The 15735-nt window shown below is 32.3% G+C and carries 17 protein-coding genes and 2 pseudogenes; 4 read left to right on the top strand and 15 right to left on the bottom strand.

Going from position 1 to position 15735, the window contains the following annotated elements:
• Window positions 1-44: 44 nt before the first annotated feature.
• Window positions 45-1475, bottom strand: a complete 1431-nt coding sequence (locus tag EUC40_RS13325) for a PQQ-dependent sugar dehydrogenase (protein WP_156575614.1) — start codon at window positions 1473-1475, stop codon at window positions 45-47.
• 137 nt (window positions 1476-1612) lie between these two features.
• Between EUC40_RS13325 and EUC40_RS13320 the strand changes: the two genes are divergently transcribed.
• The gene (locus tag EUC40_RS13320; RefSeq protein WP_156575613.1) at window positions 1613-1870 is read left to right on the top strand and encodes a hypothetical protein; all 258 of its coding nucleotides are present in this window, start codon (window positions 1613-1615) and stop codon (window positions 1868-1870) included.
• A gap of 144 nt (window positions 1871-2014) precedes the next feature.
• Here the strand turns inward: EUC40_RS13320 and EUC40_RS13315 are convergent, their stop codons facing one another.
• The 8 genes and pseudogenes from EUC40_RS13315 to EUC40_RS13280 all read right to left on the bottom strand — a co-directional run bounded on the left by EUC40_RS13315 (window position 2015) and on the right by EUC40_RS13280 (window position 9017).
• Complete coding sequence (locus EUC40_RS13315) at window positions 2015-2674, bottom strand: protein kinase family protein (RefSeq protein WP_071712075.1); 660 nt, start codon at window positions 2672-2674, stop codon at window positions 2015-2017.
• A 670-nt stretch (window positions 2675-3344) separates the two neighbouring features.
• Window positions 3345-3728 (bottom strand): hypothetical protein, encoded by a 384-nt coding sequence (locus EUC40_RS13310; protein ID WP_156575612.1) that lies wholly within the window; start codon window positions 3726-3728, stop codon window positions 3345-3347.
• 184 nt (window positions 3729-3912) lie between these two features.
• Window positions 3913-4485, bottom strand: a complete 573-nt coding sequence (locus EUC40_RS13305) for a histidine phosphatase family protein (RefSeq protein ID WP_156576943.1) — start codon at window positions 4483-4485, stop codon at window positions 3913-3915.
• A 432-nt stretch (window positions 4486-4917) separates the two neighbouring features.
• Entirely contained in the window at window positions 4918-5550 is a 633-nt protein-coding gene (locus tag EUC40_RS13300; RefSeq protein WP_071712073.1) for a type 1 glutamine amidotransferase family protein, read from the bottom strand.
• Window positions 5551-5624: 74 nt separating this feature from the next.
• Window positions 5625-6587 (bottom strand): helix-turn-helix transcriptional regulator, encoded by a 963-nt coding sequence (locus EUC40_RS13295; protein WP_156575611.1) that lies wholly within the window; start codon window positions 6585-6587, stop codon window positions 5625-5627.
• 180 nt (window positions 6588-6767) lie between these two features.
• Window positions 6768-6959 (bottom strand): annotated as a pseudogene (locus EUC40_RS13290) (NUDIX hydrolase); the annotation flags it as partial.
• Window positions 6960-7121: 162 nt separating this feature from the next.
• On the bottom strand, window positions 7122-8237 hold the full coding sequence (locus tag EUC40_RS13285) for an NAD(P)/FAD-dependent oxidoreductase (RefSeq protein WP_156575610.1): 1116 nt from the start codon (window positions 8235-8237) through the stop codon (window positions 7122-7124).
• A 126-nt stretch (window positions 8238-8363) separates the two neighbouring features.
• Window positions 8364-9017, bottom strand: coding sequence for a YdeI/OmpD-associated family protein (locus tag EUC40_RS13280; protein ID WP_088059013.1), 654 nt, complete (start codon window positions 9015-9017; stop codon window positions 8364-8366).
• Between the two features lie 144 nt (window positions 9018-9161).
• Here EUC40_RS13280 and EUC40_RS13275 point away from each other — a divergent pair, with 144 nt between their 5' ends.
• Window positions 9162-9344, top strand: a complete 183-nt coding sequence (locus tag EUC40_RS13275) for a hypothetical protein (RefSeq protein ID WP_071712068.1) — start codon at window positions 9162-9164, stop codon at window positions 9342-9344.
• A gap of 19 nt (window positions 9345-9363) precedes the next feature.
• Here the strand turns inward: EUC40_RS13275 and EUC40_RS13270 are convergent, their stop codons facing one another.
• From EUC40_RS13270 to EUC40_RS13255, 4 genes are all read right to left on the bottom strand, one after another.
• Window positions 9364-10131 carry an arylamine N-acetyltransferase family protein gene (locus EUC40_RS13270; protein ID WP_156575609.1) on the bottom strand — a complete coding sequence of 256 codons (768 nt, stop codon included), beginning with the start codon at window positions 10129-10131 and terminating at the stop codon, window positions 9364-9366.
• Window positions 10132-10269: 138 nt separating this feature from the next.
• Entirely contained in the window at window positions 10270-10773 is a 504-nt protein-coding gene (locus EUC40_RS13265) for a MepB family protein (RefSeq protein ID WP_156575608.1), read from the bottom strand.
• 109 nt (window positions 10774-10882) lie between these two features.
• Window positions 10883-11251 (bottom strand): DUF4180 domain-containing protein, encoded by a 369-nt coding sequence (locus EUC40_RS13260; protein ID WP_156575607.1) that lies wholly within the window; start codon window positions 11249-11251, stop codon window positions 10883-10885.
• Window positions 11252-11406: 155 nt separating this feature from the next.
• Window positions 11407-12099: an HAD family hydrolase gene (locus EUC40_RS13255; protein ID WP_208814655.1), complete on the bottom strand. Its 693-nt coding sequence runs from the start codon at window positions 12097-12099 to the stop codon at window positions 11407-11409.
• A 216-nt stretch (window positions 12100-12315) separates the two neighbouring features.
• On the opposite strand from EUC40_RS13255, the gene EUC40_RS13250 reads away from it, so the two are divergent.
• Window positions 12316-12852 carry a DinB family protein gene (locus tag EUC40_RS13250; protein ID WP_156575606.1) on the top strand — a complete coding sequence of 179 codons (537 nt, stop codon included), beginning with the start codon at window positions 12316-12318 and terminating at the stop codon, window positions 12850-12852.
• Between the two features lie 324 nt (window positions 12853-13176).
• Here EUC40_RS13250 and EUC40_RS13245 read toward each other — a convergent pair whose 3' ends face one another.
• Window positions 13177-14097, bottom strand: coding sequence for a Nif3-like dinuclear metal center hexameric protein (locus tag EUC40_RS13245; RefSeq protein WP_156575605.1), 921 nt, complete (start codon window positions 14095-14097; stop codon window positions 13177-13179).
• Window positions 14098-14330: 233 nt separating this feature from the next.
• Between EUC40_RS13245 and EUC40_RS13240 the strand changes: the two are divergent.
• Window positions 14331-14726, top strand: a pseudogene (locus EUC40_RS13240) (IS4 family transposase); the annotation flags it as partial.
• Window positions 14727-14769: 43 nt separating this feature from the next.
• Here EUC40_RS13240 and EUC40_RS13235 read toward each other — a convergent pair.
• Window positions 14770-15369, bottom strand: coding sequence for an undecaprenyl-diphosphatase (locus EUC40_RS13235; RefSeq protein WP_156575604.1), 600 nt, complete (start codon window positions 15367-15369; stop codon window positions 14770-14772).
• Window positions 15370-15735 lie beyond the last annotated feature (366 nt).

Below are 15735 nucleotides of genomic sequence, written 5' to 3'. Positions count from 1 at the left end.
AATAAACAATTGTAAAAAGAATGAATCTGAGAATTTATATCGTATTAAGGAACAATTTCAAAAATAGTACCTTTGTTAAAATCAGTTACTTTCATAGAACCGTAAACTCCTAAATATAACCTAGTTTGATCCAAATTTGTTCCTAAACTCATATAATAAGCTGCTTGCGTACCGAAATCATAATTAGTTTCAATAACATGAAAGTCAGTATGTTTAACGTCTGTACCAGCTCTAGTATATGCTAAAACACCTTTAACTGGCGGCCGAGAATCTTCTTTCTTAGCAAGGTCACTAAATACAACACTACCATTTAAATTCGGGATTGCAGTTCCCATATATGGCTGAACGCCTGTTAGTGAAGTTCCTCCAAACTTATCTGGTCTGGGATCTTTATGAAAATAACTAATTAGTGGCTGAATACGCTTTGCGGATAATATTATTGTTTCATTATAATAAGCCATTGTTCTCTCATCCAAAGTAGGATTCTCAGAACAGTGCCTTATAAAAGAAGTAGGTAATTCTCCTTCCCATCCTCTCCAACCAAAATTAATAAATCCATCTTGATTGGAAGGGAACCTCATTACATGCATTTGAACAAGTTCGGTAACCGGTATCGGTTTATATTGAACAAATGAAAAAATAGACTCTACAATATCCTGTCCGACATGACCTGTATATTTAATATATTGATTATAAAACCTTTGGAATGAAATACCGGTTATATTACGAACACCTTTCGCAATTACTGTAAGTATTTCTTGTGTAGATAGAGGAAGTTCATTAAAGCGTGTAACTACTGGAGGATTATTTATGAATGTATCTCTACTTACATCGATTTCAATTATTTTACCTGCTATTTCTAAATCATCTTGGCTTAAATTAAATGGATCATATCCCGATCCACCATCTCCATTTGTAAAAACAAGTTTTCCCGTTTCAGGAGAAAAGTTTAACGTATTTACTCCGTTATGATTAAAAAATGGGCGTTTTATATTAAGTAATGTTCTTCGTTTTTGAGGTTGACCATTTGATTGTAAAACCCATTCTTCAATTGTATCAATATGATCATATTGCGTATTTCTATTAACCCACTTTAAGTTTAACGTTTTAGGGTCACACGGATTCGGTTTAAATTGTTCAGAAAGTGCACCAGGTCCTTGAGTTCCAGCTACTGAATAATGAAGATAAAACAAACCATTATGATGAAATTGAGGATGAAACGCAAGTCCTAGCAATCCTCGCTCATCATACCCACTACTAGCAACACCTTCTTCAAATGTACCTAATTTAATAATTCGTGGACGAATATTTAAAAATGTTTTTATAACTCCGTCTCCTATGTAAAAAACCTCTCCTAATTGAGTTGCGATAAATAGTCTTTCGGTCGATTCACCTGGAAGAATAGTTGTTTTCAATACAGTAGGTAAATTTATGTTATGAACGATGGGTTGTAAACGAACCTTAATTTTTGTCAATTAACTTTCCACCCCTTTTTCTTCTTTTTAATAGAAGAGTATGATTAGAGTAGTCTTATTAGTATCAATTAACTCATATTCCTTTTTATTACAATTTTGTATATAATATACTTATAAATAAACTAGGAGGACTACTTGTGACACTTTTACTACAAATCATCGTACCACTTATATTTGCACTATATTTATTTACCCTCTATCGTAATACGACTATAGGAAAAGCCGCTTTTCTTTTAGCAGTCATTATTGGGATTTTTGGTTTAGAGAACATTTTTCAACATGCTAATCTAACAAATCATGCTATTTATCCATATTGGGGCAGTTTGAAGGCTGTTGTTATCGTTTTATCAGTCGTATTTCTATTTAAAAAAGGTGGTTTAACAGGAAAATGTTGATTTGTAATGCTGTATATATATTCTTGTTAGATTGCTTTTGTTTTATAAAAGAAGAAATGTTTATGGAAAACAAAAAGGACGTACTTTATGAACTTATAAAATTAGGACCGTACAAATTAGACATATCTAAAATGTACGGTCCTTTTACAATTCGAATTTCTTTTTTAGCTTCTTATAGTTTCTATACGAACGTCTAACAATATTTAACATAAAATACGGTATTTTAACAGGGAAAGGCAATTTATAAATGAAAGGCACATAAAATGTAAAATATGCCTTTTCTAGGTCTCTCCACTTACTATCTTCTTTTGTTTTTAAGAAATCAGATACATCGACTACATATCCCTTTCCTTTTTCCATCATTACATTTTTCCCGTGAACATCACAAGGAGTTAACCCTTGTTCCCTTGCATACTCTAAAGCTTCATTGATATCAAGGATCACCTGCTTAGGAATTTTAATCCCCTTATGAATAGCATCGTATAAGGTAATTTCTTTTAAACGTTTCAATACTATGAAATTTTCTCCTTTATATATAAGCTTCGAATAAGAAGGATGATTTCCGATTCTTCGGTATACTTCTGACTCTTTTTCAATTCCTTCTCCTTCTCGCGCGTAAACTTTCACTACCCAATCTTTGTACATTCTGTGCATGAATACTGCGGCATAATTACCTTTCCCTAAACACTTCCAAAGTCTAGGAATATCTTTAACTACTACAGGCTCGAATGCATCCTCACTTCTTATGCTTACCTCTTTTAATAATTCGTCCTTTATCAATCCCACAAAACTATTTATACTCATCATTTCCACTCCGGTTTTGCTAAAAGGGGGGGCACCCACATTTTAACGAAAATATACACTAAGCGAATTTTAGCATAAAACGAGTCATCTTTCTTCCTAAAATAAAAAGATGACTCGTTTTATTTGAACTGTTGAATACTTAATATTTATTCCACTATTCATAGCCAAAAACCATACAACATAAAAATATTTCTAACTATTTTTACGTATTTTCATTTTTTCATTGGCAACTGAACAGGGTTTTTCTTAGCGTCAGTTCGCTTGGTTCATTGGCCATGTTTGTTCATCGCATAAGTATAACCTAACTTTTCATCTGGATAGTCAAAACAGAATGCACCTCCTGCGCCTGGGTGACCAAAAGAGTTTTCATTTCCATAAAAATTTTGATTCAGGGATATCTGTTTTCACATCGGATGCTTAGTACTCTATTTTATCATCTAGGGGTACCGTCACATGCCCATCAACTTAAGAAATTGGTAGTTCCCCAAAACGAAGAAAATTTTCGTTTTGAGCACACTTCAAAATATTAGCTTAAGGGCATGGGACTGAACCCCTAATGCTTTATTTTAATAATAATTCTTTTTATAAAATAAAACCTAGTTATCAGTCTAAACCATTTTTTAGATTTAACAATAACAAGTGTACATTTTTACCTTTCAGATAGTCTCTTTTATTCTAATCTCTTCATTTCTTTCAGCCGTTCTATATCCTTTTCTGAAGCCTTTTCTATTTTATACAATTCATAGCTACCCTGTGTCTCATTTATCACTACAAATTCAATTTCATTCCGAATATAGCTTTTAGTTGTTCCTTTTTTATAACCAATAACATTATCTAATATAGTTTCCCCGCTATCTTTTTTATATAAATTATAGCTAACAGGTGGACGACCAATTACATACTTATTATCAGAAAATCCGACTATATCATCTCTCCCTAATCCTGTCGAAACACTCCAGACAAAAATAATCTGAAATATAGAAAAAACAACAATACCGCATAAGAAAACAAATAGGATTGATTTAAAAAATAACTTTAAAAATATCCTGTCCAAAAACATTCCCTCCCATTTCACTTCGGGATAGCAAGAACCAAAAGTGAATTTTGTACGCTAAGAACCGAATTTTTATATTGTTGAACTCAATCCCCGTCAGTGCCATAAGAAAAAGGGTTACCACAGTAACCCTTTTTCTTATAATACACGCCATTTAGGTAAGCTATGGATGAATAAAGTCAATCTATGAAATTTCCCACAACCTTTTAACGTCCACCAATTCCTGCCCATTGAATTCCATTCTATATATATCTGGTTTTGATGTCTGTAGTAAAAAATTCAAATCATACTTGCTGTCATAATATCCCATCATCAAAGTCATTACAGCTCCATGAGTGCCTAATACTACTTTCTGTCCTCGATAGGTGTTTAATAATTCTTTTAAACCTTTTATAGCACGTTTCTGACAGTCGATATTCGACTCTCCTCCCATTAAAGCAAAGTCGGGCTCTAAGAATGACTTTTCTATCAAAGGGAATAATTCTTTATCCGACATTCGTTCCTCTTCAGCAATAAAAAGTCTCTCTTTTAAGTCCTCAAATACTATAACTTCTTGTCCTATTTGCTTTGCTAACTGCTGAACAGTTAGAATTGAGCGATTGTATGGACTTGAGATAACAACGTCGATTCCCTCACCTTGTAATGCATCTGTTATTCGTTGAACATCTAATTTTCCTTTTTCAGTTAATCCTCTTGTCTCTTCTTTTCCAAATTTCGGTGAATCTCCGTGTCTCACCATATATATGAAAGTTTTCATAATTACCTCCATTTTTCCAACTTCCTTTACAATTCCTCCCTGATGTTAGCATATATATCCAAGTTTGTCTCTTTTAATTGACAGAAAACTACGTGAATTCGAAATAAATTCACGATATTTGTAAGAAAGACGCGAAGTTTTCACTATCCTCAGGTATAAAAAACGTTTTTCTTTTTAAACAAGCTTGATTATTGGGGTACCGTTAGGAAAATGCGGATTTACAACGTTAAGGATTTTTCAATACTAAAGAATCCAACTTCACCGTTAATTAATAGAAATTGGGCTTTTTCATTCCTATTCCTCTATAAGGGATCAAACCCCTATAAGCCCTATAAGCATTTTTAAATTATATTCAAAAACCATGCTTTGACGTTGTCTAAAGCATGGTTTTTATTTAAACTAATATAAATCTGCTAAGTTGTTTTTTTTAGCTCATCTAGTTATTGAATTCATTAACTGGAAGAAGTATTCAGGTTTATGAGTCTTATTTAGGTTATACCATGAATGTAATGCATCTGGTGTAAATACATCTATTTTTTTCAGTACCTCCATTGCAAATTCCAGAGGAGCTATTCCTGATGCAGTAACTAAATTCGCATCAGATACCGCAGATCCCAACTCATAGAACTTTTCTCCTTTATAATTAGGACATACCATTTTAGTATATTCTAGGTTATTACTTGTATGTTTTCTAGTATCCAAGTATCCCATATTCGCGAGGGCATCAGTTGCACCACAAATTGCAGCAACAATAGTGCCCAGCTTTAAAGCTTGGCCAATTCTCTCCAAGATAGGTTGATGAATTTCTTCACTCCAAGTAGTCCCTCCTGGTAAAATTAAAAGATCTTTACTCTCAAGAATACATTCATCAAGGGAAATATCTGGTTTTATGCTCAGTCCTCCCATAGTAGTAATCAATTCTTTATTAGCTCCTACTGTAATTACTTTTAAAGGTGCTAAATCTTTTTTGAAATATCTTCCTGAGTTTAGTTCAGCAATTAAATATCCATATTCCCAGTCCGACATTGTATTAAATACATATAGAAAAACTTTTTTTGTTTGCATCCAATAGCACTCCAATCACAATTGATATAGCTATTATATGATAACTTCCCTGACAGCTAACGTCAGGGAAGTTATCATACTTGATGAAATTTTATTAATTCCGACAGCACTTCAATAAGTCTTTTCTTAAGACTTATCGGCTCAATAACTTTAATAGATTTATTGTACGGTAAAAGTAAATAAGGTACATATGTATGAATTATATCTTTTTCAAGAAGAAAAACTGCTTGATTTGAAGTCCGTTCTTGTAAATAATGTCCTAAAAACCAATGCTGGCAAATATCAGCCAATACACTTTTATCTCCATTTATAACCAAAGAAATAATCTCTTCCTTATCTTCTATAGTTGGAAGGAGGTTTTTTATAAAAAAGTCACGTGCTGAAAAATCTTTTGGCCGGTTAAACTTATTTTCGGTTAGCATTAGACTTTCAATTCGATCTACTCTAAAACTACGGATATCATTCCTAAGATGACAAAATCCAATCACATACCACTTATTATTCCAAAAGATAATTCTGTATGGATCGACTAATCTATAATTTAATTGCTTTTCGCCACTTTTATGGTAAAGAATTTTTACTGAATACCCGTCAGCTACGGCCTGCTCCAACTCCTTCAAAAAAGGTTCTATAGAGAGTGGACGTAATCGACTTATTACTTCAAGATTAGTTAAATGTTGGTTTATCTTTGTTTCCTGCTCTTGATTTGAGTATTTACTTAGTTTTGAAATGGCCCTATTTAGTGCTTCACCTCCATAATATCCGGCTTCTTCTGCGAAAACAGCAGCGTGAAATAGTGAAGTTTGCTCCTCAAAATCAAAAAAAAGAGGAGCCTCAATAAAATTATTCAGTAAAGTGTATCCACCGTTATGTCCTGGTTCTGAAATTATAGGTACGCCACTTGTTGAAAGTGTATCAATATAACGATACACAGTCCTTATATTAATCTCTAACTTTTCTGAGATTTGATTTGCAGTAATTTTTTTACCTGAACGAAGCATCCATAGAATCGCTAACATATTATCAATTTTAGGCATATAATTTCACCTCTATATGAAATTTATTTTCTATTATATATTTCCGATATTTGGTGTAACTCATCATTTGATCACAATTTGGTTTTAAAAAAACGACGCTAAGAAAAAACTTGCTACATATGAAGTGTAGCAAGGCTTGTCTTAATTGTTCAATTCTTGTTCCACTAATATTTTTGTTAGCTAACACTTTAATTGTTTTAATAGTCTTTTGTTTAATTCCCACAATGCTGTTTTGTTACTATCCCATTTCAAAAGCTTTACTGCTTCCTCAAAGCAAAACCATTTATAATGGAAATGTTCTTTAGATAATGAGATGTTTTTTGTAGGGACTTTAACTCCAAAAGAAAATTCTTTTATTACATAAACGTCTTTAAATAAATATGAATAAAGAGCCAACATCACAATTCTACATTAATAATGCAGGTTTATCGTGTCGGCCCTCTATTTTTAAAGTATTTTATTTTTCATAAACAGGCTTACTCTTAACGAAGAAAAACTGATTATTTCCTGTCGAATTTGCTTAAGTACTCCATGTTATTCAATTGCGCCAGCAACGTCATAATCATTTAAATCTAATTCAATTGGTTGTCCCAGCGCTAATTTAGCAAGTTCTGACCCTAAATATGGACCTGCCGTTAAACCTGAAGCACCTAATCCGTTCGCAACGAGAATACCTTCAAAGTTAGGAAGCGGGCCAATAACAGGTAAGAATCCTGGCGTAAATGGTCTGAATCCAACTCTCGTTTCAAGCATGGTAGCATTTTCTAATCCAGGTGCAACTGTTATTGCTTTATGGAAAACTTCGTTTAAACCACCTGCAGTTACACGGTGATCGAAACCAGTATCATTCTCATGTGTTGCACCAATTACGAAATGACCATTATCAAACGTTAAAATATATTGATCGTTTGGCGGCATAACAACAGGCATATTTTCTGTTGCTGTATTTTCCATTTGCAAATGAACAATTTGTCCTTTTTGGAACGTAACTAAGAAATTAATTCCTAATGGGTTTAAGATTTCATTCGCCCATGCACCTGCAGTTACAATAACCTTTTCTGCTAAAATTGTTGCATCGTTTACTTTAACTCCCGTAATATGATTACCTTCACGGACTAATACTGCATCGCCTTTTATAAAAGTTGCACCATGTTTTTTCGCAGCGCTTATTAATGCGTTGCGTAATAATCTTCCGTTTACTCGTGCAGCACCACTAATGTGAACAGAACTATATTCTTCTGATAATGCTGGGAATAATTTTTTCGTTTCTTCAGCTGATAAGCGAGTGATTTCACCAATTTCTGGTGCATCTTCACGGCGTTTATACGCTCGCTCTTCCATTTGATCTAATTTTTTCTCATCAGTATGTAAACTAATTGCACCTACACGGTTGTAACCTGTATCCGTTTCACCGTCTTCTTCTAATTGCTGAATTAACGAAGAATAGTAACGCGCACCGCCTTTAACGATTTTATACCATGCCTTATTACGACGTTGTGAAAGCCATGGACAGACAATACCGGCTGCTGCATCAGTTGCTTGACCTACTTGTTGACGATCCACGATAATAACGTTCGCGCCAGCCTTAGCAAGATGATAAGCAGTAGACGCTCCTAAAATACCGGCTCCAACTACAATATACGATTTCATTTTAAACACCTTTTCTTTTTTACTAATTATATAAATATAAGAACATTCCTTAGTATAATGGAAGGAATACTTTTTTCAATGTACTCATCGCAATTAATTGTTGCATCATTGTGACGTTCCTAATCATTATTTTTTCTTCTTACGGAATAATTCAATTGTTTTATATCCTTGTGAAAGGATTTCAATCATTTTCTCAAGACGTTTTTCACGTGTTTTTTCTTGTTTTACAGAAAATAAATTACGCGCCCAATCTTTTTGGTATCCAGGTGTTAAACTTTGATAAAACGTAAGTTCATTTGGATGATTAGCTAATAAAGCTTCAACATCTTGAATTCGATCTGCATAATCAGCTACACATTGGCTCATTGCAGGTGTTTTCGTCGCTTTTTTCTTCTCACGCTTTAAGCCTACAACAGTGAAGACGTCATCCATACTTACCATTCGCGCAAATTTAATATCGCTCTTTCCTACATACCCATCTTCTCCAACATTTAAAGCTGGAAACATTTCATCACGATGAATAAAAGTACTATAACGAGAATTACCTTTTTTCGGATACGCAAAAAATACATAACCTTTCTCAAGTAACAACTCTTCATTTTTAATAATGAAATTTGTATGCTCTACCATCTCATCAAGCGTTTCTACAAAAATAAAAACAGCATCATGTTCTTTTGAAAATGATGTTTCTTTACCTGTAAAAATGTCATAATCACTTGGTTCATTAATAACAACCATATTTGTATACTTATTTAGTTTCAATTTATCAATTACTGACATAATAATCTTCCTTTACATCCAATATTCATTTTATATACTTTTTTTATACTGTTCTAGTGTATTATATCTATTAAGAAAATCAAACTTTAAATAGTGTTATTCTGTTTCAAAAGAACAAAAATCTTTATTTAAAGGGGTCGTTTTATGCCGTATGTAATCCGAGATGAAGGACTAGTTTTACAGGGGGATGATGGAAAAGAACCAGTTTTTAATTCATACGAAGAGGCTGCAGAAACATTAAAAACATTAACTATACCACAGTTCCCTAAACACATTAGAAGAAAACCTTTCAAACCAAAAATTATACAAATAGCCGATTCTGAATAAGAACCGGCTATTTGTATATTCACAACTCAATAGCAAATAAAGTATATAAAAGCTTTCTATATTGATTTTCTGTAATTTCACGTTTCACTTTTTCACCATGAACTATTTCAGTGAAACTAGTATTTGTTAAAGAGACATGGCCAGAGTCCGTCAATTTGACCGCAATGGGTCCTTTATTGAAAATAGATTTCTCATCTTCTACTACTCTTTTTTGAACATCATTCACTACTGCCTCATCAATGATATGATTATAAAAAGCATGACATACTTTCCACTCACCATTCGTATCTTTTCTTTCTAGAACGTAATTCCCTTTACTCGTATCTTTTCGTCTCACTCGATACGTACCATTTTTAGAAGAAACAGGCTCACCAGTAAAAGATACAGGAACTAGAGGTACTAAAGAAGCAATACCTACATCAATTACGTATCGTACGTTATCGTAATTTAGAATAATCGTTATATGCCCATCTTCAAGTGCCCAAGCGTTTATATCATTTTTATATACGGTACCTAATGCAAGTTGTACATCATAACCACAATCTTTTAAAAAGTAGTAAAAAAGAGTGTTTAATTCATAACAAAGTCCGCCGCGGGATCTAGTTAAAATTTTATCCTGTAAATTTTCCATAGTAATTGTATTCGTATTACTTGCTATAACATCTAAATTCTCAAATGGTATAGTGTGTGCAAATGCAAAGAGAATTGTATTTAATTCTTCAAACTTCACTTCAGTACACTTTGCAAGATTTAATCTTGTAAAAAGCTTATGTTGTAGACTTGTCATAGTCAGCACCCCTTAAAATGTATAAGTTAAAACAGTATATGCTGATTGTAAATTTGATGGGGTACTGAAACAATGTACATTTCGTTTAACTGTACCGGTACAAAAAGTCTAACCTACAAGATTACTTAAGATAAGAAGCTATGAATACAAATTTAATAGTTTGTCTATAGGTAAATTATGATGATCACTTAAATTAACAAAATATTGAAGCTGCCATATTTGGCTCTTTTTAGCTTGGTTGCTAACAGGGGTATCCCAGATCGGATAAATCCTCATAGCCATCTTGCCTTTTTGATTTTGTGTTCTCAAGATTTTTTCCTTAAGAAGAATCTCTTTAGGGAAAATAAATTGTCCTAGTTTATTATCATCTATACAAGTAATAACTAATAAGTCAGGAGCAGCGTCATAAGAAAACGCTTGATTTTGCATATTATCATCTTTCTCCCAAAAAGAAACAAATTGACCAATTTTATTAGGAGTAATTTTTGATTTTCTAAAACGAATGTTTTTGTTATTTAAGTGAAATAAACATCCTGCATATTCTGCGTTTTGTTTTTCTTCTTTTAGATTCGTAATCATTAAATTGTTAGGTTTGTAAACTATGCTGTTTAAATTGTGGATTATATCATTAAAATTGTTCAAGAAAATTCCCCCTTTATTCATTTCTTAGTTTATCACAAACATCAGTTCTTATATGTTGTAAATAATAAGCGATGTGAAAAAGAGGGAGATTTTACTGGGGGTATTATTATTATTTTAATGTACTTAGTTTTTCAATTGCTTGTTGTTCAGTTGCTAAGTAAAAAATATCTTTACCTTTATTACATTCATAAATAAAATCCTTTAAGCTTTTACTTGTATACATAGAGAAATCTCCAATGATAGCAATCTTTACCTTGTAGTTTATAAATTTTTGAAGGATATCACCCGCCAGACGTGTTTTTAGATCAAAGAAATCTTCACTTATTAAAGATTTATGGATAATAATATGTTTCGCATCTACCTCATATTGAACTGTTGCCATAGTATCTAATGCAGATTGAACATCGGATATTAATACCTTATCGTTTCTAATGACCGCAATATTGATTCCATCGATTACTACTTTCGTTATTTCCATAGTCCCACCCCTTTATAATGTACACAGTATGAGTAAAATTGTTTTACAAAACTTCATGTTAATCATAGATTAAATTAGCCGCAGCTATTAAAATCACTTATTTTTTATTGTAAATACAGATTTTTATATTACTAATACGGTCAATGAAATTAATTTTACTTGTTAAAAAAATATTGTGGAGTAACATAACTTAACAAGCTATCCAAAGTGTTAATCTCGGCATATGGTTGTATTTTGGTAGTATTCTTGATTTTCTGAGGGTTAAACCACACACCTTTTATATTTGCATTTTGAGGACCAACAATATCCTTTTCTAAGTCATCTCCTATAAATAATACATCTTCTGGTTTTACATTAAGCTTATTTAATGCTAGTTCGAATATACGTTTATCAGGTTTACTAAATCCCACTTCTTCAGAAATAATGATCGTATCAAAGTAATTGTTTAAATTCGTGTTATTTATTTTAGCCTTTTGCCTTTGAGTTGAGCCATTTGTTATAATTCCAACTTCAAAGTGCTTCTTTATATGATTTAAGAAATGAATAGTATTTTGGTCTATCGAAAAACATTTAGGGAATTTTTCATTCCAAAAATCTTGGATGTAATTGCGTGGCAATCTATACTTTGGCGCGAATTCATCGAATAATGATTCCAAAACTGCCGTTTTATTACTTATGCCATATTCCCTTTTATCGTATTCTTTGAATTTCTGTAACATATTATTTTTGACTGTATCACTAACATCCTCATAACACGTTTCTAAAACAAATAAAAACAATTTATCTACTGCCTTATCCCTATCAAGTAACGTATCATCTAAATCAAACAGCATAGCTTTATAACCCACCAAATAAATTCACAACCTTTCTATATTTCCTCGTTATCATCAGAAGCAATCAAAGAACTTGTAATAGAACGATATTCTAAGAGTTAAATCAAAAGTCCTTTTTTCTGTTTGTTAATTGATGTGAAAGTACACTATTTCGATTTCAAATTTTCAGATTAATTAAAAACTCTTTTATGATAAGCTGTACTTAAAGATTAAATATAAAGGATGATTCGTATGCAAATAAAACCAAAGGCAAGTGAATATAACTCCTATTATGCAACGTATATTAACTTAGTATCAGACGGAAATATCATACATATTTTAGAACAACAAATAAAGGAAACGAATCTTTTATTAAAGAAGATTTCTGATAGTGAAGGACTTTTCCGATATGCTCCTACTAAATGGAGTATAAAAGAAGTAATCGGTCATATAGCAGATACAGAACGTATTATGGCGTATCGCTTGTTATCTATTGCTCGAGGCGAGACAGCTGAACTTCCAGGCTACAACGATGATATGTATGTTCTTAAAGCTGCTTTTGATAAGCAATCTATGCAAAATCTTCTTGATAATTTAATAGTTGTTCGCCAATCTACCGTGCATTTACTGAAAAGCTTAGATAAAGACACTTGGTTACAAAGAGGAAATGCAAACCAATCTGAAGTTACAGTTCGTGCATTAGCATACATCATTGCTGGTCATGAGCTTCATCATCTTCAAATTATAAAAGAACGTTATCTCGGTTCTAATGCATATCCAGTAAGTTAATACTTGAAGAAAAAGAGTCCCATTTATGTAGGGCTCTTTTTCACTATTTATAAAATTCACCACATAAGATGCAAAGTAGCCCTTATAGGGGTAACGTCACATGCCCATCACGCTAAGATTTTAAGAAACCCCATAACGAGTATTTTACTTTTTTACAGTTATTTATGAAAATTCCGCTTGTTTTTTTCATTTTTGGGGTGCTAAACTTAAAACTTCAGCAAGAAGCACAGACTAAAACACCTAGTTTTCACGATATAATTCTCAGCTAAATTCGCAAAAAAAGAGCTTGGGAATTCAAGCTCTTTTAAATATCACTTTATAACTTTATAACCACCATTTTTCCTGTGGAATTAAAACTGTTTCAATATCAAAGTTATTCTCAAACCATTCCTTCATCAATGTTTTATGGACAAGATATTCTGATGCAGAATGGGAAACGCCGATTAAAGACATCGAAGTATTAGAAACATAATCCATCATTTGTTTGTATCTTTGTTTACCATATTCGTTATCTATATGACAATGGATTTCGCCAGTGATATAAGCTTGAACTCCTCTTTTTTCAGCTTCTTCCATCCAACTTACTTTGTCGCCACAACCTGCAACGATAGCTATTTTTTTTACGTTATTTATGTTCTTACCTTCAAAATCAACATATGGAATATCGAATATTTCTTTTAATTGAGAAGTTAGTTCACTTGCACTCTTTTCTTCAATGTTACAAATTAGAACTAGGTCTTCATTATTTATAGAACTTGTTAAAAACCCATCAATAATTTCTGCATTTAATTGTTTAGCAATAGCTACACTTGTACCTAAATTGGCATGATAATCCATCGGTACATGGCATGTATAGAATGATAATTCCTTTTCTTTTATTTGTTTAATGTATTTTTCTTTTATAGGAACAAAGCCTTTGCCCCATACTCCTTTTGGATCTCCACATTCCATCAATAAGGGATGGTGCATAAAAAGTAAGTCTCCGCTATTACTTTCTTCTATAAAACGTTCCAACACTTCATCAGTAGGGAAAACGGCAAGAAAAATTTTCTTTACATCTGCATCCCCTTTTAACATTAGACCATTAAATAATTCCACAAAGTCTTTTTCAAAAACTGATTTCCAGTCAAACTTTAAAGGTTCATAGACCATTGGTATGAATTGACTGAAAGCAGAATCCTTCCCAAATGATTTTATATCAAGTTCAATGTCCAGTTTAGACACTATTTCACTTAGTTTAACCATAAAATTATTCCCCCAAAAATTTTATAATTCAATACAAACGGTTAGAAAAATAATAATTATTATATTCTTTTAAATATTTTAACATAAAAATCCATTTTCTCTCATAAAAAAATCACTCCTGTTGTTTAAAGTGATCTCTCCACATTCCCATCAAGCAAAGTTAGAATCATATCTTCAAAATGAAAAAACGCTATGCTTATTGTAAACAGTTTATAAGAAAGGATGGCGTTTTGATGAATCCTATCATTTCAAATAGATTGAATTTTTCCGCTCAAGAGCTACAATATTTTTTATCTCCAGTGGCCCTACAAGATATTGCCAAACAAGTTGGCTTTGTACAGCGATCTTATAAGTATCCAGCAAAAGAACTCATTGCCCTTTGCGTATGGCTTAGTCAAGAAATTGCTAGCACATCACTTACACAATTGGAAGTTTCCATTGGGGTACTTATGAGCTCAGAAGGACTGGATCAACGCTTTAATCCAGCAGCCGTCGCATTTCATCGAGAAGTCTTTACTTCCCTTCTCAAACAAAAACTCTGTTTAAATCAATCGATTTCTGCACAAATAATCTCTACTTTCAATCGTATCTGTATTTTAGATATGAGTGCATTGAATGTCTCGGCCCATTCAACTTGTGGAGAATAGTAATGAGGATGATAAAGGGCTATGCTCAAAATTCCTTTGATTTGTTTTTGGATGGTAAAACATGTTTCTCTACCCTTTCATATTGAGTAAGTAATTGCCTAATAAAAGATAATTTCGGTACTAACCAATACGAAATTACAGCTGAAATACACCCTATTAAAGCCCCTACTGCAACATCAAAAGGATAATGAACCCCTACCCAAATACGTGAGATTACTACACAAAGTGCAAGTATAAGCCATAACCATCCAGTTTTTTTACGAACAAGCCAAAACGAAAAACAAATTGAAAAAAAGAGAATCGTATGGTCACTAGGAAATGAATTATCTACAGTATGATCGACAAGTTTATTAACATGAGGCAATACTGCAAACGGTTGATAATTCAAATGAAAATTCCCTGCTATTTTTCCAATCACCTCAGCAATTACAAAAGCAACCATCGCTTGAATAATCAGCATTCTACTTTTTCTGAACCCAGTAAACCAATAAGCTATAATAATTAAACCCAAAATATATACCATATATTCTGCCAAAAATACCATGGCTGAGTTTAGGAAAGCATATTGTTTACCTAAATCATTAATTGCTCGAAAAATATCAATATTGAATTGAGAAAAAGACATTTTCAAATCCCTCCTTTTTAGTAAGGTGTTTTACTATTTGCCATATACCCTCATTACATGAATAATTTGAGTTATTGTACTCAACTAAAATATCAACCTCTTATGACATCGCTTTCTTCTTTTTCACTTTAATAAAAAAAGAAAAAGGAAAACATCGAACTTTCTTACAAACATTCATGCATTCTTACAGTTTTGTCATTTTCTTGTCACTTTGTAAATCGATTCATCGTCTTGCCTTTCGCTATTTTCAAAAACTCTTATATTTACAATCACGGAAACTCTAATTACACATAAAAAGAGAAGAACCTTGGTGAGTTCTTCTCTTTTTATTTATTAAATTGTAATATAATTACAGTATGTGAAATT

Origin of the sequence: Bacillus luti (genome assembly GCF_009739945.1) — a bacterium.
GTDB classification, from domain to species: domain Bacteria; phylum Bacillota; class Bacilli; order Bacillales; family Bacillaceae_G; genus Bacillus_A; species Bacillus_A luti.
Note: the sequence above shows the minus strand (reverse complement) of the source record. Positions and strands in the feature narration are given on the sequence as shown.